General features: G+C 56.9%; 14 protein-coding genes. 8 read left to right on the forward strand and 6 right to left on the reverse strand.

The annotated features are described in order from the left end of the window. The first annotated feature begins 199 nt into the window (after positions 1–199). Genes feoA through feoC form a run of 3 tightly spaced genes read left to right on the forward strand, consistent with a single transcriptional unit; the run spans position 200 to position 3,024 of the window. The gene (gene feoA / locus ACTJJI_RS19455) at positions 200–427 is read left to right on the forward strand and encodes a ferrous iron transporter A (RefSeq protein WP_010436417.1); all 228 of its coding nucleotides are present in this window, start codon (positions 200–202) and stop codon (positions 425–427) included. 30 nt (positions 428–457) lie between these two features. Beyond that, entirely contained in the window at positions 458–2,776 is a 2,319-nt protein-coding gene (feoB, locus tag ACTJJI_RS19460; protein WP_440655241.1) for a Fe(2+) transporter permease subunit FeoB, read from the forward strand. Positions 2,777–2,784: 8 nt separating this feature from the next. Beyond that, complete coding sequence (feoC, locus tag ACTJJI_RS19465; protein WP_013099093.1) at positions 2,785–3,024, forward strand: [Fe-S]-dependent transcriptional repressor FeoC; 240 nt, start codon at positions 2,785–2,787, stop codon at positions 3,022–3,024. On the opposite strand, the gene bioH is transcribed toward feoC, so the two are convergent. Beyond that, positions 2,996–3,778: a pimeloyl-ACP methyl ester esterase BioH gene (gene bioH / locus ACTJJI_RS19470; protein WP_440655243.1), complete on the reverse strand. Its 783-nt coding sequence runs from the start codon at positions 3,776–3,778 to the stop codon at positions 2,996–2,998. The two genes, feoC and bioH, sit on opposite strands and share 29 nt — an antisense overlap. Before the next feature lie 35 nt (positions 3,779–3,813). Here bioH and gntX point away from each other — a divergent pair, with 35 nt between their 5' ends. The 3 genes from gntX to gntT all read left to right on the forward strand — a co-directional run bounded on the left by gntX (position 3,814) and on the right by gntT (position 6,840). After that, on the forward strand, positions 3,814–4,497 hold the full coding sequence (gene gntX / locus ACTJJI_RS19475) for a DNA utilization protein GntX (protein WP_440655245.1): 684 nt from the start codon (positions 3,814–3,816) through the stop codon (positions 4,495–4,497). A 61-nt stretch (positions 4,498–4,558) separates the two neighbouring features. Further along, on the forward strand, positions 4,559–5,134 hold the full coding sequence (gene nfuA / locus ACTJJI_RS19480) for a Fe-S biogenesis protein NfuA (protein ID WP_013099096.1): 576 nt from the start codon (positions 4,559–4,561) through the stop codon (positions 5,132–5,134). A gap of 389 nt (positions 5,135–5,523) precedes the next feature. After that, positions 5,524–6,840 (forward strand): gluconate transporter, encoded by a 1,317-nt coding sequence (gene gntT, locus ACTJJI_RS19485; RefSeq protein ID WP_013099097.1) that lies wholly within the window; start codon positions 5,524–5,526, stop codon positions 6,838–6,840. Positions 6,841–6,926: 86 nt separating this feature from the next. Here gntT and malQ read toward each other — a convergent pair whose 3' ends face one another. Further along, a complete protein-coding gene (gene malQ, locus ACTJJI_RS19490) occupies positions 6,927–9,008 on the reverse strand; it encodes a 4-alpha-glucanotransferase (protein ID WP_440655248.1) in 2,082 nt (693 codons plus the stop codon). Positions 9,009–9,017: 9 nt separating this feature from the next. Beyond that, the gene (malP, locus tag ACTJJI_RS19495) at positions 9,018–11,411 is read right to left on the reverse strand and encodes a maltodextrin phosphorylase (protein WP_118283877.1); all 2,394 of its coding nucleotides are present in this window, start codon (positions 11,409–11,411) and stop codon (positions 9,018–9,020) included. Positions 11,412–11,996: 585 nt separating this feature from the next. On the opposite strand from malP, the gene malT reads away from it, so the two are divergent. Continuing rightward, positions 11,997–14,702, forward strand: coding sequence for an HTH-type transcriptional regulator MalT (malT, locus tag ACTJJI_RS19500; RefSeq protein ID WP_046889450.1), 2,706 nt, complete (start codon positions 11,997–11,999; stop codon positions 14,700–14,702). 62 nt (positions 14,703–14,764) lie between these two features. Here malT and ACTJJI_RS19505 read toward each other — a convergent pair whose 3' ends face one another. From ACTJJI_RS19505 to glpE, 3 genes are read right to left on the reverse strand one after another with little or no spacing between them, the layout of a single operon-like run. After that, on the reverse strand, positions 14,765–15,523 hold the full coding sequence (locus ACTJJI_RS19505) for a DeoR/GlpR family transcriptional regulator (RefSeq protein WP_014833567.1): 759 nt from the start codon (positions 15,521–15,523) through the stop codon (positions 14,765–14,767). A gap of 16 nt (positions 15,524–15,539) precedes the next feature. After that, a complete protein-coding gene (gene glpG, locus ACTJJI_RS19510; protein ID WP_050860010.1) occupies positions 15,540–16,370 on the reverse strand; it encodes a rhomboid family intramembrane serine protease GlpG in 831 nt (276 codons plus the stop codon). A 47-nt stretch (positions 16,371–16,417) separates the two neighbouring features. Beyond that, a complete protein-coding gene (gene glpE, locus ACTJJI_RS19515) occupies positions 16,418–16,750 on the reverse strand; it encodes a thiosulfate sulfurtransferase GlpE (RefSeq protein ID WP_014833569.1) in 333 nt (110 codons plus the stop codon). A gap of 250 nt (positions 16,751–17,000) precedes the next feature. On the opposite strand from glpE, the gene glpD reads away from it, so the two are divergent. Beyond that, positions 17,001–18,509, forward strand: coding sequence for a glycerol-3-phosphate dehydrogenase (gene glpD, locus ACTJJI_RS19520; RefSeq protein ID WP_014833570.1), 1,509 nt, complete (start codon positions 17,001–17,003; stop codon positions 18,507–18,509). The last annotated feature ends 40 nt before the right edge of the window (positions 18,510–18,549 follow it).

Below are 18,549 nucleotides of genomic sequence, written 5' to 3' on the forward strand. Positions count from 1 at the left end.
TAAACCACCATTTATCACTCCGTTAACAAATACATTTATTATTCCCTGCCCCGTAATTCAGCAAATATTGAGCAAGGTCAAACAGGCCGTAAATTAATACGCTCAACAACATTCCGTCACAGTTTTCATATTGCTGATAAAAACTATTCTCATTATCATCCCATAGTAGATAATTTAACCTTCCGTGGAATCAGGCATTATGCAATTCACTCCAGACAGTGCATGGAAAATTACCGGTTTTACCCGCGAAATTAGCCCGGCCTATCGGCAAAAGCTGCTGTCGCTGGGCATGCTCCCCGGCTCGTCATTCCAGGTGGTGCGCGTGGCCCCGTTAGGGGATCCTGTTCATATCGAAACCCGACGTGTGAATCTGGTACTGCGTAAAAAAGACCTCGCATTAATTGAAGTCGAAGCCTTATCCCAATAACAAGCCAGCGGTTTCAGTGAGTCGAAAACAATGAAAAAATTAACTATTGGCTTAATTGGCAATCCTAATTCCGGCAAGACAACGTTATTTAACCAGCTCACCGGTGCACGCCAGCGTGTGGGTAACTGGGCGGGCGTAACGGTAGAACGTAAAGAAGGCCAGTTCACCACGACAGACAATCAGGTCACCCTGGTGGATCTGCCCGGCACCTACTCCTTAACCACCATTTCGTCACAAACCTCGCTCGATGAGCAGATTGCCTGTCACTATATTCTGAGTGGCGATGCGGACCTGTTAATCAACGTGGTCGATGCGTCTAACCTGGAGCGTAACCTCTATCTGACGCTGCAATTGCTTGAGCTGGGGATCCCCTGCATTGTGGCGCTCAACATGCTCGACATCGCAGAGAAACAAAAGCTGCGTATCGACGTCGATGCCCTCTCCGCGCGTCTGGGCTGCCCGGTAGTGCCGCTGGTTTCTACCCGTGCCCGCGGAATTGACGCGCTGAAGCTGGCCATTGACCGCCACGCGGGCAACGCCGACGTTGAGCTGGTGCACTATGCGCAACCGCTGCTGCGCGAAGCCGGTCTGCTGGCGCAGGAGATGGACAACAGCATGCCCGCCAGACAGCGCCTGTGGCTCGGCCTGCAGATGCTGGAAGGCGATATCTACAGCCGCGCCTATGCGGGCCATGCCGCCGACAAACTGGACGTGGCGCTGGCGCGTCTGAGCGATGAGCTCGATGACCCGGCCCTGCACATCGCCGACGCGCGCTATCAGGCCATCTCCGCCATTTGTGACGTGGTCAGTAACGCCCTGACGGCCGAGCCAAGCCGCTTTACGGCCGCCGTGGACAAGATTGTGCTTAACCGCTTCCTCGGTTTGCCGATCTTTTTACTGGTGATGTACCTGATGTTCCTGCTCGCCATTAACATCGGCGGCGCACTACAGCCTGTGTTCGATGCCGGTTCGGTGGCGATATTTGTCCACGGCATTCAGTGGCTGGGTTACACCCTGCACTTCCCGGAATGGCTGACCATTTTCCTCGCCCAGGGGATCGGTGGTGGTATCAACACCGTTCTGCCGCTGGTACCGCAAATCGGCATGATGTACCTGTTCCTGTCGTTCCTTGAGGACTCCGGGTACATGGCCCGCGCGGCCTTCGTGATGGATCGCCTGATGCAGGCCCTGGGCCTGCCGGGTAAATCCTTCGTCCCGCTGATTGTCGGCTTCGGCTGTAACGTGCCGTCGGTAATGGGTGCGCGCACGCTTGATGCCCCCCGCGAACGTCTGATGACCATCATGATGGCGCCATTTATGTCCTGCGGAGCGCGACTGGCTATCTTTGCGGTCTTCGCCGCGGCCTTCTTTGGTCAGCAAGGAGCACTGGCGGTCTTCTCGCTGTATGTGCTGGGCATCGTGATGGCGATCCTGACCGGGCTCATGCTTAAACACACCATCATGCGCGGGGAAGCGTCACCGTTTGTGATGGAACTGCCGGTGTATCACGTGCCGCATCTGAAAAGCCTGGCGATCCAGACCTGGCAGCGCCTGAAAGGTTTTGTGCTGCGCGCCGGTAAAGTGATTGTCATCGTCAGCATCTTCCTGAGCGCGCTGAACAGCTTCACCCTGAGCGGGCAGGCGGCGGATAATATCAACGACTCCGCCCTCGCCTCCGTCAGCCGCGTCATTACCCCGGTGTTTAAACCGATTGGCGTGCATGAGGATAACTGGCAGGCGACCGTTGGTCTGTTTACCGGAGCGATGGCAAAAGAGGTGGTGGTCGGCACCCTGAACACGCTGTACACCGCAGAGAATATCCAGGAAGAAGCGTTTAACCCGGCAGCGTTCCACCTCGGTGATGAACTGCTCGGCGCGGTGGAAGAGACCTGGCAGAGCCTGAAAGACACCTTCAGCCTGAGCGTACTGGCGAACCCGATTGAAGCCAGCAAAGGCGACGGCGAAATGGCCACCGGTGCCATGGGCGTGATGAGCGAGAAATTTGGCAGCGCGTCAGCGGCCTACAGCTACCTCATCTTTGTCCTGCTCTATATTCCGTGCATCTCGGTGATGGGGGCGATAGCCCGTGAGTCCAGCCGCGGCTGGATGGGGTTCTCCATCCTGTGGGGGTTAAACATCGCCTACTCACTGGCGACGCTCTTTTACCAGACCGTTAACTTCAGCCAGCATCCGCGCTACAGCCTGGTCTGCATCCTGGCGGTTGTGCTGTTTAACGTGCTCGTTCTCGGTCTGCTACGCCGGGCACGCAGCCGCGTCGATATCAACCTGCTGGCAAACCGTAAAACCGCCGCGACCTGCTGCAATAGCCCGGCGGGCGACTGTCACTAGGGGGAGCCATGGCATCGTTGATTCAGGTTCGTGATTTACTGGCGTTGCAGGGGCGTATGGAGGCAAAACAGCTGAGCCTCAGCCTGCATACGCCGCAGCCAATGATCGATGCCATGCTGGAAAGACTGGAAGCGATGGGGAAAGCCATACGTATTCAGGAAGAGCCGGACGGTTGTCTGTCCGGCAGTTGTAAACATTGCCCGGAAGGGAAAGCCTGTCTCAGGGAGTGGTGGGCACTTCGTGACTGAAGGCGATCAACGCTGAACAAAACTCGGCAGGATGCGAGATAAACGGCGCATGGGCCGCTTTGGCGATTGTCAGCGATTGACTCTCTGGCCACAGTTCATCCAGCAGTGGTACCACTTTGCGTGGAACCAGCCCATCCAGATAACCATAAATGCGCAGGTGGGGCAGCGCCAGCGCGGTCAGCGGCTCACGCAGGTCGACCGTTTTCAGTAACTCGAGTCCCCCGTTCAGCACCTCTACGTCCGGCATCGGCAGCGACAGCACGGTTTGCTTCAGCAGACGAGCATCCTTACGGGCGCTCTCCGTCCCCATCGTCTGCAGGGCCAGGAAGCGTTCTACCGTTCGCTGGTAATCTTCGCTCAACTGCCGCTGGAAGTTGCTCAGTACGTCCGGCTTAATACCCGGCCACTCTTCCTGCGCACTGAAGTTCGGCGACGAGGCCACCGTTACCAGCGCCTGCACGCGTTCAGGGTTCGTTAATGCAACCTCACTTGCCACCAGCCCGCCCAGACTCCAGCCGAGCCAGATGGCCTGTTGCGGTGCGGCGGCCAGAACCTGCTGCGCCATCTCTTCAAGCGACATCGCCCCATAGCCGCGGCTGCGGCCAAAACCGGGTAAATCCACCAGATGCAGCGTGAAATGCGAGGCAAGTTCCTCATTTACGCAATGCCATACTTCCGCATTCAGTCCCCATCCGTGCAGCAGCACAAGATGGCGATTTCCCGTCCCGACGGTCTGCCACCACAGCGTGTTCATCAGTTACTGTTCTCTTTTTTACATGGAGGTTGCCTATGCTAACAGTGCCCGGCTTGTGCTGGCTATGCCGAATGCCGCTTGCGCTGAGCACGTGGGGAGTCTGTTCTGTCTGCACGCGTTCGCTGGCAAGCATCATCACAACGTGTCCACAGTGCGGTTTACCGGCGTACAGCCCAGAGTTTCCCTGCGGTCGTTGCCTGAAAAAACCACCGCCGTGGAGCGCTCTGGTGGCGGTTGATGATTACGTTCCACCGTTAAGCAGGCTTATCCACGCGCTGAAGTTTTCCGGCCAGAGTGCGCTGGCTCGCCCTCTCGCCCGCCTGTTATTGCTGGCGGTGTTGCAGGCACGGCGCACGCGCGCGCTGCCGAAAGTGGATATGGTGGTGAATGTGCCCTTATACCAACGCCGTCACTGGCGGCGTGGCTACAACCAGAGCGACCTGCTCTGCCGTCCGCTCGCCCGGTGGCTCGGCTGTCAGTACCCCGCCGCTGCGCTGACACGCCGCCATGCCACCGCCATTCAGCATCAGCTGAATGCCCGGCTTCGCAAAAGGAACCTCAAAAACGCCTTTCGCCTTGAATTCGCCGTCAAAGGGCTCCATATCGCGATTGTGGATGATGTCGTCACCACAGGCAGTACCGTTGCTGAACTTTCCCGACTGCTTTTGCAAAGCGGCGCCGCGTCGGTTCAGGTATGGTGTCTGTGCCGTACCTTGTAGCCCTTCTCCAATGGGCGTATGATTATACCCAGGTAATTTAGTCAACTATTAGGCCAAAGCTATGATCCGTATTTCCGATTCTGCACAAGCGCACTTTGCCAAACTGCTGGCAAATCAGGAAGAAGGGACGCAGATCCGCGTGTTTGTGATCAATCCAGGCACTCCGAATGCAGAATGTGGTGTCTCCTATTGTCCGCCAGACGCGGTGGAAGCAACTGACACTGCCCTTAAATTTGACCAGCTCACGGCCTATGTTGATGAGCTGAGCGCGCCGTATCTTGAAGATGCGGAGATCGACTTCGTCACCGATCAACTGGGCTCGCAGCTGACGCTGAAAGCGCCAAACGCCAAAATGCGCAAGGTCTCTGACGATGCCCCGCTGATGGAGCGCGTAGAGTATCTGCTGCAATCCCAGATCAACCCGCAGCTGGCCGGCCACGGTGGTCGCGTTTCCCTGATGGAAATCACCGACGAAGGCTATGCAATTCTGCAGTTTGGCGGCGGCTGTAACGGTTGTTCCATGGTCGATGTGACCCTGAAAGAAGGGATCGAGAAGCAACTGCTGAACGAGTTCCCGGAACTGAAAGGCGTGCGTGACCTGACCGAACACCAGCGCGGCGAGCACTCTTACTACTGATTCATTGCCCGTCTGTATTGCCCGGTGGCGCTGCGCTTATCGGGCCTACAAGTACAATGCGGTCTGATGCCCTCACCCCGGCCCTCTCCCGCGGGAGAGGGTGAAAACATAAAAAACGGTAACCTCATGGTTACCGTTTTGCGTTTACCTCTATATGTTGACCTGCGTCTCATAATTTAAATTTTGCCCTCCAGGGTGATTCTCAATCACGCCATGTTACCCGTATCATTCTCATGGGCACTAAACACACTCATAACAGCCGACTAAACTAAATAGTTTCCAAGGTATCAGTATTAGTGCCGTTAACCACTCTGTTCCCAGTTGGGACAACCGGAACGTGTCGTTGAAACAATGACGTTACCCATAACAATTCAAAGGCCAGGTAAATCATGCCATTAGTCATCGTTGCTATCGGTGTTGTGTTATTACTGCTCTTGATGATCCGTTTCAAAATGAACGGGTTTATCGCTCTGGTTCTGGTGGCACTTGCAGTCGGTCTGATGCAAGGGATGCCGCTGGTCAAAGTTATTAGCTCCATTAAAGCGGGTGTCGGCGGCACGCTCGGCAGCCTGGCGTTGATCATGGGCTTTGGCGCCATGCTCGGCAAAATGCTGGCAGACTGCGGTGGCGCACAGCGTATTGCCACCACGCTTATCGACAAATTTGGTAAGAAGAACATCCAGTGGGCAGTTGTGTTAACCGGTTTTACCGTCGGTTTCGCACTGTTCTATGAAGTGGGCTTCGTGCTGATGCTGCCGCTGGTCTTCACCATTGCGGCGGCGGCGAGCATTCCACTGCTGTATGTCGGTGTGCCAATGGCGGCGGCGCTGTCCGTGACGCACGGCTTCCTGCCACCGCATCCGGGCCCAACCGCTATCGCCACCATTTTCCACGCCGATATGGGTAAAACCCTGCTGTTCGGTACGATTCTGGCGATCCCAACCGTGATTCTGGCCGGCCCTGTTTATGCCCGCTTCCTGAAAGGCATTGATAAGCCGATTCCGGAAGGTCTGTACAGCGCGAAAACCTTCACCGAAGAAGAGATGCCTGGCTTTGGCGTCAGCGTCTGGACCTCTCTGGTCCCGGTGATCCTGATGGCGATGCGCGCCGTGGCAGAGATGGTTCTGCCGAAAGGTCACGCGTTCCTGTCCGTTGCTGAGTTCCTCGGCGACCCGGTCATGGCCACGCTGATTGCGGTGCTGATTGCGATGTTCACCTTCGGCCTGAACCGCGGTCGTTCCATGGATCAGATCAACGACACGCTGACCTCTTCCATCAAAATCATTGCCATGATGCTGTTGATCATCGGCGGTGGCGGTGCGTTCAAGCAGGTGCTGGTCGATAGCGGCGTGGATAAATACATCGCGGCCATGATGCATGAAACCAACGTGTCGCCGCTTCTGATGGCCTGGTCTATCGCCGCAGTTCTGCGTATCGCGCTGGGTTCTGCAACCGTTGCGGCAATCACCGCAGGCGGTATCGTTGCGCCGCTGATTGCTACGACAGGAGTGAGCCCTGAGCTGATGGTTATTGCCGTCGGTTCCGGTAGCGTGATTTTCTCTCACGTGAACGATCCGGGCTTCTGGCTGTTCAAGGAGTACTTCAACCTGACTATCGGTGAAACCATCAAGTCCTGGTCCGCGCTGGAAACCATTATTTCGGTGTGCGGTCTGGTCGGGGTGCTGCTGTTGAATATGGTGGTTTGATGTAAAAAAGCCGGGTGGCGCTGACGCTTACCCGGCCTATATTCTATTCCCTCTCCCTCTGGGAGAGGGTTAGGGTGAGGGTGAAACTACCGCTTCTTACCCACCCCCCTTCTGCGCTTATCCAAATCCTTAATCAGCCTGTTCACCCCGTCATCGGCAAACATCATTTCAAGCGTGGTGGATAACTTGCGGCGCCAGTTCTTGTACTGATAGCTGGTGCCCGGGATGTTCACCGGCTCCGCCATATCAATCCAGTCTTCCGGCTGCAGGCCCAGCAGGGCGCTGTTGCTGTCGGCAATGTAGCGCTGCAATCCACGATTGAGCGTCGGCGTCATCGCCATCAGCGATGCTTTATGCCCGGCGCGTTTCGGCAGACAGCCGTGCTTATGCAGTGCATCCAGCAGACCCTGCTTCGCCAGCTCGCGATCCTGATACAGGCCGCGAAGCACATCTTCATCGGGATAGAGACCCAGGGTTTTACCGAGCGTCAGATCGCCGCTTTCCCAATAGCCACGAAGCGTAGGAAGGTCATGCGTCGTCGCGACTGCCATTGACTGTTCCGGGTACGCTTGCGGCGCGCGGAAGGTTTTCTCATGGTCGTTTTCAAAATAGAGCACTTTATAGGAGTAAACGCCGCTGTCGCGGAGCTTGCTGACGATTTCCACCGGCACGGTACCGAGATCTTCGCCGATGACCATGCACTGATGACGTTTACTTTCCAGCGCCAGGATCGACAGCAGATCGTCAACCGGATACTGAACATACGCCCCGTGATCGGCCGTTTCACCGTACGGGATCCACCACAGGCGCAGCACCGACATCACGTGGTCGATACGCAGCGCACCACAGTTCTGCATGTTGGCGCGCAGCAGGTCGATAAACGGCTCATAGGCACGCGCCGCCATCACGTGCGGATCCATCGGCGGCAGGCCCCAGTTCTGGCCGAGCGGGCCCAGAATATCCGGTGGTGCGCCTACGGAGGCCTTCAGGCAGTACAGCTCACGGTCACACCAGGTTTCCGCCCCGCCTTCTGCCACGCCAACGGCCAGGTCGCGATACAGGCCGATCGGCATCTTATAGCCCTGACTTACCTGCCAGCAGGCGGCAAACTGGCTGTACGCCAGCCACTGCAGCCACAGGTAGAAGTCCACTTCATCGACGTACTTTTTACAGAACGCTTTCACTTCAGGCGTGTCGACGGATTGATACGCTTCCGGCCAGACCGGCCAGCCCCAGCGCATTTCGTCCTCTTTCACCTGATACGCATGCAGCGCATCGAACGCCGCCTGCCAGTAGAGGCTCTCGCCCTCCTGCGCCACAAACTGACGGAAGGCGGCCATCTCTTCATCATCACGCTGAGAAAAGCCTTTCCACGCCAGACGCAGGGCAGCCATCTTCAGCGCCGTCACGGTGGAATAGTCCACCCAGTCTGCTTCGCGGGCCTGCTTCAGCGCCTGCTGGGTGGTGCTCAGTGCCCACCACGCCTGCGCCTCCGGGCTGTTTTTGAAATCGTCTAACGCATTCACGTCGATGTAAATTACGTTCAGCCAGCGACGGGACGACGGGCTGTACGGGCTGGCGCTCTCCGGGTTGGCCGGATAGAGGGCGTGGATCGGGTTGAGGCCGATAAACGCGCCACCGCGCTCCCCCACCGATGCCAGCATCTTTTTCAGGTCACCAAAATCGCCGATGCCCCAGTTGCTGTCAGAGCGCAGGGTGTAGAGTTGCACGCAGGCCCCCCACAGCTTTTTGCCTTCGAGCAACGCCTGCGGCTCATAACAACGTTTTGGCGCCACGATCAACCGGCAGTGAAAGCGCAGTTCGTCCTGGGTGAGCGTTAGGGTGTGGTAACCCTCCGGCAGCTTCGCCGGAAGGGTGAGTGCTTTGCCGCCGGTGGCGTGGCCCTTGTGCTGATGTCCCTCTTCGGTGGTCAGCAGCCAGGTAAACTCGCCACGTCCTTCCACCGCCAGCGACATCTTCTTGCCCGCAGTGAAGACTTTGACGTTCGGTACCGGCGTGGCCGACGCTTTCGCGTCGGTTTTGTGCATGGCATCCAGCAAACGTCTTTTGGTGTCGGCGCCAATAGACTGTGGTTTGCCGTGAGCATTAATGTAACTGAGGCTGATCCCCGCCGCCTGCGCGGCACTGTCCAGACGTTTACTCTCCATCGCGCTTCCTTAGCGTTTTGCCTGCCAGATACGAGCCTGATAATCACGGATTGAACGGTCAGAGCTGAACATTCCGCAGCGGGCGGTGTTCAGAATGCACGCCCGGGTCCACGCTTCCTGGTCACGGTACAGCACGTCGACCTGTTTTTGCGCTTCCACGTAGGCCGTGAAGTCCGCCATCACCAGATACGGGTCGCCGCCGTGTTTGTTCATGCTGTGCAGCATCTGGTCAAACGCGTGCTTATCGCCATCGCTGTATTTACCGCTTTCCAGCTCTTTCAGCACCGCATCCAGCACTTTGTCCTTCTTACGCCATTTCACCGGATCGTAGCCTTTGGCCTTGAGGGCTTTCACCTCTTCAACCGTATGACCAAAGATAAAGATGTTCTCTTCTCCGACCTTCTCGGCAATCTCTACGTTCGCACCGTCGAGCGTACCGACAGTCAGCGCGCCGTTCAGCGCCAGCTTCATGTTGCCGGTACCGGACGCTTCTTTACCCGCGGTCGAGATCTGCTCGGAGATATCCGCCGCCGGGATCAGCATCTCTGCGGCAGAGACGCAGTAGTCCGGCAGGAACACCACTTTCAGCTTGTCGCCCACTTTCGGATCGTTGTTGATAGCCGCCGCCACTTTATTGATGGCGAGGATAATGTTTTTCGCCAGGTAGTAACCCGGTGCCGCTTTCGCGCCGAACAAGAACACGCGTGGCACGCGGTCAGCCTGCGGATTCTCGCGGATCTCTTTGTACAGCGCGAGGATATGCAGCAGGTTCAGGTGCTGACGTTTATATTCGTGCAGACGCTTAATCTGGATGTCGAAAATGGCGTTCGGGTTAATCTCTATACCGGTACGCGCTTTCACAAACGCCGCCAGACGCACTTTGTTATCCCGCTTGATGGCGCGGTACTGCTCGCGGAATTTCGCGTCGTCCGCGTATTTTTCCAGGTTGATCAGTTGGTCCAGATCGTTGGCCCACTCTTTCTTCAGCGTTTTGTCCAGCAGACCGGCCAGCAGCGGGTTGCACTGTTTGATCCAGCGACGCGGCGTGATGCCGTTGGTCACGTTATGGAATTTGGTCGGCCACAGCTGGTGATATTCCGGGAACAGATCTTTCACCACCAGATCCGAGTGCAGCGCCGCCACACCGTTCACCGCAAAGCCGCTCACCACGCACATATTTGCCATGCGCACCTGTTTGTCATGCACCACGGCCAGCTTCGCCCAGACCGCTTTGTTGCCCGGCCAGGTTTTATCCACCAGCGTTTTAAACTGGTCATTGATCTTATTGATGATCTGCATATGGCGCGGCAGCAGCGTTTTCACCAGCTTCTCGTCCCAGCACTCCAGCGCTTCTGGCATCAGGGTGTGGTTGGTGTAAGCAAAGGTGCGGCTGGTGATCGCCCAGGCGTCATCCCAGCTCAGCTGGTGCTCGTCGATCAGCACACGCAGCAGTTCCGGGATCGCAATGGTTGGGTGCGTATCGTTAAGCTGAATCACTTCAAAGTCAGGCAGCTGTGCCAGCTTGCGGCCCGCCAGGTGGTGACGACGCAGAATATCCGCCACGGAGCAGGCGCACTGGAAGTACTGCTGCATCAGACGCAGTTTCTTGCCCGCCAGATGGTTGTCGTTCGGGTAGAGCACTTTGGTCAGCTTCTCGGCGTCGATGCCCTGCTGTTCGGCACGCAGGAAATCGCCGTCGTTAAATTTGGTCAGGTTAAACGGATGCGCATGCTTCGCCTGCCACAGACGCAGCGGTTGCGCCACACCGTTACGGTAACCAAGCACCGGCAGGTCCCAGGCTTCGCCGATAAACGTAAATGCCGGTTCCCAGAGACCCTGTTTTGATACTTTGCCGCCAATGTTCACCTGCACATCCAGCTGCGCGTTGTGGCGGAACCACGGGTAGGTGTTACGGTGCCAGTCGTCCGGCGCTTCCATCTGATGCCCGTCTGCAAATGACTGGCGGAACAGACCGTATTGATAGTTCAGGCCGTAACCAATGGCCGACTGCCCAACCGTTGCCATCGAATCGAGGAAACAGGCCGCCAGACGTCCCAGACCGCCATTGCCCAGCGCCGGGTCAATCTCTTCTTCCAGCAGGTCGGTCAGGTTAATGTCATGTTCTTTCAGCACATCCCCTACCTCCTGATACCAGCCGAGGTTCAGCAGGTTGTTGCCGGTCAGACGACCGATCAGGAATTCCATTGAGATGTAGTTGACGTGGCGCTGACCTTTTACCGGTTTTGCCAGAGGTTGAGCATCCAGCTGCTCTGCGAGCGCACCGCTCACCGCCTGCCACCACTGGTGAGGCGTCATCTCGTTTGCAGCATGAAGGCCAAAACGCTGCCACTGACGCGTCAGGGCAGCCTGGAATTGAGCTTTGTTGAAGGTAGGCTGTGACATAGGGGATCGGCATCCTTTAGAAAGAAAACACAAGTTGGCGCTAGTGTGCCTGGCTCATTTCTCCTCTTCCTCCTCCCGCAGGGGATTAGGCAGGGAGGAGTAGCGGGGATGAGCATAAAAGTGTGATCGAGGCCACTCTGAGAGCATAGTCGGAGTGTGTCAGGAAGATAAAAAGATAACCGGGAAGCGTGTCAGGAAAATGAAATGCAGTTTCGGGTGAAATTAAAACGCGCTGAAATGATTACTTACGTAGAATAATATTTCTGCAATCGGGTCAGAACGAAGAAGATTATTAATTTCACTAAACTTTACCCCGTGTTTATTAAATTTGACGTCACTATACCTTTCTGAAACCAGTTTCAGCGTAGCCGCAGCACAGCCATACAAGCCAGCGTTGACGCGGCATTACAGCCCTTTCCAGAAAGTTCCATCATCTGTCTGAATGTTTTGTGACAGAGTGCAAATTCAGAGCCACCAAATCCAGACATAACTTGCAATAGTTCCCTTTCTGGCCGACCTTATATCTATTAATTACGAAGCGCAAAAAAAATAAATTCTCTCGTTCCCCACAGTGAAGTGAAACCTATGTTGATTCCGTCTAAATTAAGTCGCCCGGTTCGTCTTGACCATACAGTGGTCCGCGAGCGTCTGCTGGCTAAACTTTCCGGCGCGCATAATTTCCGACTGGCGCTGGTTACGAGCCCTGCAGGTTATGGAAAAACAACGCTCATTTCGCAATGGGCCGCGGGTAAGAGTGATCTTGGCTGGTACTCCCTTGATGAGGGTGACAACCAGCAAGAACGTTTTGCCAGCTATCTGATTGCCGCTATTCAGCAGGCCACCAACGGGCACTGCGTGGCCAGCGAAGTGATGGTGCAAAAGCGCCAGTACGCCAGCCTGTCTTCCCTTTTCTCTCAGCTGTTTATCGAACTGGCCGAGTGGCATCGCCCGCTTTACGTGGTCATTGATGATTACCATCTGATCACCAACCCGGTGATCCATGAGTCCATGCGCTTTTTCCTGCGTCATCAGCCGGAAAACCTGACCCTGGTGGTGCTGTCGCGTAACCTGCCGCAGCTGGGTATTGCCAACCTGCGCGTGCGCGACCAGCTGCTGGAAGTCGGTAGCCAACAGCTGGCCTTTACCCATCAGGAAGCCAAACAGTTCTTCGACTGCCGCCTGAACTCACCGATTGAGGCCGCCGAAAGCAGCCGCCTGTGCGATGATGTCGCCGGCTGGGCGACAGCGCTGCAGCTGATTGCCCTCTCCGCCCGGCAAAACAACAGCCCGGCGCATCAGTCTGCACGTCGTCTTGCGGGGATCAACGCCAGCCACCTTTCTGACTACCTGGTGGATGAGGTGCTGAACAGTGTCGATCCTTCGACCCGTAATTTCCTGCTGAAAAGCTCCCTGCTGCGTTCCATGAACGACGCCCTGATTGTGCGCGTGACCGGCTGCGAAAACGGGCAGCTGCAGCTTGAAGAGATTGAACGCCAGGGGCTGTTCCTGACGCGGATGGACGATCCCGGCGAATGGTTCAGCTATCACCCGCTGTTTGGCAGTTTCCTGCGCCAGCGTTGCCAGTGGGAGCTGGCGACTGAGCTGCCGGAAATCCACCGTGCCGCCGCCGAGAGCTGGATGGCGCAGGGCTTCCCGAGCGAGGCCATTCACCATGCGCTCGCCGCCGGTGATGCCAGCATGCTGCGCGATATCCTCCTCAACCACGCGTGGGGATTGTTTAACCACAGCGAACTGACGCTGCTGGAAGAGTCGCTGAAAGCGCTGCCATGGGAGAGCCTGCTGGAGAACCCGCGTCTGGTGCTGCTGCAGGCCTGGCTGATGCAAAGCCAGCACCGCTACAGCGAAGTGAATACCCTGCTGGCGCGTGCCGAGCAGGAGATGGAAAGCGATATGGATACCACCCTGCATGGCGAATTTAACGCCCTGCGGGCACAGGTTGCGATCAACGATGGCGATCCGGAAGAGGCTGAGCGGCTGGCGATGGTCGCGCTGGATGAGCTGCCGCTGGCCAACTTCTACAGCCGCATTGTGGCGACCTCGGTACATGGCGAGGTACTCCACTGCAAGGGTGAGCTGACGCGCTCCCTGTCGTTGATGCAACAAACCGAACAGATGGCCCGCCGTCATGATGTCTGGCATTACGCCCTGTGGAGCCTGATCCAGCAAAGCGAAATCTTATTTGCTCAGGGGTTCCTGCAGGCAGCCTGGGAGAATCAGGAAAAAGCGTTCCAGCTGATCCGCGAGCAGCATCTGGAACAACTGCCAATGCACGAGTTCCTGTTGCGTATTCGCGCCCAGCTTCTGTGGGCGTGGTCGCGCCTGGATGAGGCCGAGAGCTGTGCCCGTCAGGGTGTGGAAGTGCTCTCTGGCTTCCAGCCGCAGCAACAGCTGCAGTGCCTGGCGCTGCTGGTACAGTGCTCGCTGGCGCGCGGGGATCTGGATAATGCCCGCAACCACCTGAACCGTCTGGAAAATCTGCTCGGCAATGGTCAGTACCACAGCGACTGGGTTTCGAACGCCGATAAGGTGCGGGTGATTTACTGGCAGATGACGGGTGATAAGAAATCCGCCGCTAACTGGCTGCGCCAGACGCCAAAACCGGAGTTTGCCAATAACCACTTCCTGCAAAGCCAGTGGAGGAATATTGCCCGCGCGCAGATCCTGCTGGGTGAGTTCGAGCCTGCTGAGATTGTGCTGGAAGAGCTGAACGAGAACGCCCGCAGTCTGCGCCTGATGAGCGATCTCAACCGTAACCTGCTGCTGCTTAACCAGCTCTACTGGCAGGCCGGGCGTAAAAATGATGCCCAGCGCGTGCTGCTGGAGGCGTTACAGCTGGCAAACCGCACCGGGTTTATCAGTCACTTTGTGATTGAAGGTGAAGTGATGGCCCAGCAGCTGCGTCAGCTTATTCAGCTCAACACGCTGCCGGAGCTGGATCAGCACCGCGCCCAGCGTATTCTGCGCGAGATTAACCAGCACCATCGCCACAAGTTCGCCCACTTCGACGAGAACTTCGTTGAACGCTTACTGAATCATCCGGAAGTGCCTGAGCTTATTCGTACCAGCCCGCTGACGCAGCGCGAATGGCAGGTGCTGGGGCTTATCTATTCAGGCTACAGCAATGAGCAGATTGCCGGTGAGCTGGCGGTGGCGGCAACCACCATCAAAACGCATATTCGTAATCTGTATCAGAAGCTGGGCGTGGCGCACCGTCAGGATGCAGTGCAGCATGCGCAGCAGCTGTTGAAGATGATGGGGTATGGGGTGTAAGTCCTATGCGGTCTGATGCCCTCACCCCGGCCCTCTCCCACAGGGAGAGGGAGAATGGCTTCTCAACATAACTCTAACTGCAAATTATTATCCTTAATCACCTGCAGCACCCCCGCCGGCGGCATCACGTCGGTGTAGACCGCATCCACCATGCTGATGCTGCCCATGTTCACCATCGCGTTACGGCCAAATTTGGAGTGGTCCACCACCAGCATCACGTGACGTGAGTTTTCAATGATCGCGCGCTTGGTGCGCACCTCGTGATAATCAAACTCCAGCAACGACCCGTCGCTGTCGATGCCGCTGATCCCCAGAATGCCGAAGTCGAGACGGAACTGAGAGATAAAATCGAGCGTCGCTTCGCCAATGATGCCGCCGTCGCGGCTGCGCAGTTCGCCCCCGGCGAGGATGATGCGGAAATCGTCTTTCTGCATCAGGGTATTGGCCACGTTCAGGTTGTTGGTCACGATGCGCAGGTTTTCGTGATCCAGCAGCGCATGGGCGACCGCTTCTGGCGTGGTGCCGATATCAATAAACAGCGTCGCCCCGTTGGGGATCTGGGTGGCGACTTTGCGGGCGATGCGCTCTTTCTCTGCCGTTTGCGTGGCTTTGCGGTCATGCCACGAGGTGTTGACCGAGCTGGACGGCAGCGCCGCCCCGCCATGGTGGCGCAAAATACGGTTTTGATCGGCAAGATCGTTCAGGTCGCGGCGGATGGTTTGTGGGCTGACGGCAAACTGTTCCACCAGCTCTTCAGTACTGACGTATCCCTGTTTTTTTACCAGTTCGATAATGGCGTCATGACGTTGTGTTTGTTTCATGAAATATCCCTGGGAATTATGTTCGTTTTCGCGCATGGAGCGTGTCGGCAAACGCCATTGCCAGCCCGACGGCCAGCCCGGTGACGTGCGCACCATTGGCGATAGACATACCAAACAGATCAAACCATCCGGCAATTAGCCATATTAACGCAAAGGTTATCAATCCGCGCTGCAGATAGATGCCACTTTCGGGGTCGCGCTCCCCCCTGAGCCAGACATAGCCCATCAGGGCATACACCACGCCGGATAAACCACCGAACCACGGGCCGCTGAATTTGTGCTGCACATAGCCGCTCAGCAGGGCGCTAATAATGGTGATAACAATCAGCTTGCCGCTGCCCAGACGCTTCTCCACGGCCCCGCCGAGATACCACCACCACAGCAGGTTGAAGAGAATATGCATCACCGAGAAGTGCATCAGCGCGTGGGTGAAATAGCGCCAGACGTCAAAATCCAGAGACGGGTCGTATGGCCACGCAAGGGCGATCATCACGCTCTGGTCGCCCACCACGTTCATAATGATGAAGACGATAATGCAGGCCGCCATCAGCAGCAGCGTAAACGGACCTGCGCGTTCGCGAATGGTGGCAAGAAAAGGGAAGCGCCGGTAATGCAGTCCGCTCCCCGTCTGCCCGGACTGCCAGCTCGCGGCCAGGTAGCGGGGATCGGCGGGGTTCTCAAGAAAGCGGGCCAGTTCCGCATTCACGCGATCGGCCTGGCTTTCATCCGCCAGCCAGACATCGGTTTTCGTGTGCTGCTGAACGGTCAGGATGATGCCCTGGGTTGCCATATAGTCGACAAACGCCTGGGCGACGCGCGGATTGGTAAAAGAGGTGATCATCAACATGGGCGGCGGTCGCTTATTTCCACACAAAAGGGGACAGTATAGCGGGATCAGCGCTCAAAAGCGTATTCCACTTCTGCCGGGAAATGACGATGCCAGGCATCGAAACCGCCGTCGACGCTGTAGACCGCATCATAGCCCTGCTGAATAAGGTACTGCGCCGCACCTTTGCTGCTGTTGCCGTGATAGCACATCACCATCACCGGCGTATCGAAGTCGTTATCGCGCATAAACGCGCCCAGCGTATCGTTGGTGAGGTGGAACGCACCCGGGGTGTGGCCCATCGCAAAACTCTGCGGATCGCGGATATCCACCAGCACCGCCGTTCCCTGGTGCATCTTCTGGTGGGCTTCTTCTACGTTAATACATTCAAACTGATCCATGGTGTTCTCTTTCTGTTGTTCAGGTTGGGTGCGCTCTGATGCCCTCACCCCAGCCCTCTCCCACGGGGAGAGGGAGAAAAGTTAGTCGCACTATTTTACCCCGTAGTGTACGTCCTGGCGGCGGGTAAACGCCATTATGTTATCCATATCACTCTAAATTGTTTTTTTGATGTTACCAAAAGCGCGTTCCTTTGCTATTATGAGCGATATCGAACATTTCTGAGCTTTAACGAAAGTGCGTGAGGGTGTTATGGAAACCAAAGATCTGATTGTGATAGGCGGTGGCATCAACGGTGCCGGTATTGCGGCAGACGCCGCAGGACGCGGATTATCCGTACTGATGCTGGAAGCTAACGACCTCGCCTGCGCGACGTCGTCCGCCAGCTCCAAACTGATTCACGGTGGCCTGCGCTACCTGGAGCACTACGAATTCCGCCTGGTCAGTGAAGCGCTGGCCGAACGTGAAGTGCTGCTGAAGATGGCACCGCACCTGGCCATCCCGATGCGCTTCCGCCTGCCCCATCGCCCGCATCTGCGTCCGGCGTGGATGATTCGAATCGGTCTGTTTATGTACGATCATCTGGGTAAACGCACCAGCCTGCCGGGTTCAACCGGTTTGCGTTTTGGCTCAGAATCGGTCCTTAAGCCTGAAATCGTGCGCGGTTTCGAATATTCCGACTGCTGGGTGGACGATGCGCGTCTGGTGCTGGCCAACGCACAGATGGTTGAGAAGAAAGGCGGGGAAGTGAAAACCCGTACCCGCGCCACCGCTGCGCGCCGTGAAAACGGCCTGTGGATCGTCGAAGCGGAAGACGTGGATACCGGCGAGAAGTTCAGCTGGAAAGCGCGCGGTCTGGTCAACGCCACCGGCCCATGGGTGAAACAGTTCTTCGACGAGGGGATGCATCTGCCTTCTCCGTACGGTATCCGCCTGATCAAAGGCAGCCACATTGTGGTACCACGCGTGCACACCCAGAAGCAGGCCTACATTCTGCAGAACGAAGACAAGCGCATCGTGTTTGTGATCCCATGGATGGACGAATTCTCCATCATCGGCACCACCGACGTGGAGTACAAAGGCGATCCGAAAAACGTCGAGATCGACGAGAGCGAAGTGAGCTACCTTCTGAAGGTGTATAACGCGCACTTCAAGAAACAGCTGTCCCGCGATGACGTGGTCTGGACTTACTCCGGCGTGCGTCCGCTGTGCGATGACGAATCTGACTCACCGCAGGCGATTACCCGCGACTACACGCTCGATATTCACGACGTGGACGGTCAGGCACCGCTGCTCTCCGTGTTTGGCGGCAAGCTCACCACCTACCGTAAGCTGGCTGAGCACGCGCTGGAAAAACTGGCGCCGTACTACAAAGGCATTGGCCCGGCGTGGACCAAAGGCGCGGTACTGCCTGGCGGGGAAATTGCCGGTAACCGCGATGATTACGCTGCGAAACTGCGTCGTCGCTACCCGTTCATCACCGAAGGCATGGCGCGCCACTATGCCCGTACCTACGGCAGCAACACGGAATTGATCCTGGGTGACGCGAAAGAGATTGCCGACCTGGGCGAACATTTTGGCCACGAGTTGTACGAAGCCGAACTGCGCTATCTGGTGGAACATGAGTGGGTTCGCCGTCTGGATGATGCCATCTGGCGTCGTACCAAAGAGGGAATGTGGCTGAACGCCGAACAGCAGTCTCGCGTGGCGCAGTGGTTGCTGCAGCATGCGGGAAAGCGTGAGCTGTCGTTGGCGTCGTGATGCGATCGGTGCGGGCTGATGCCCGCACCCTGCCCCTCTC

This window comes from Enterobacter sp. 22466 (assembly GCF_052044775.1).
In the GTDB taxonomy this organism is placed as follows: domain Bacteria; phylum Pseudomonadota; class Gammaproteobacteria; order Enterobacterales; family Enterobacteriaceae; genus Enterobacter; species Enterobacter dissolvens.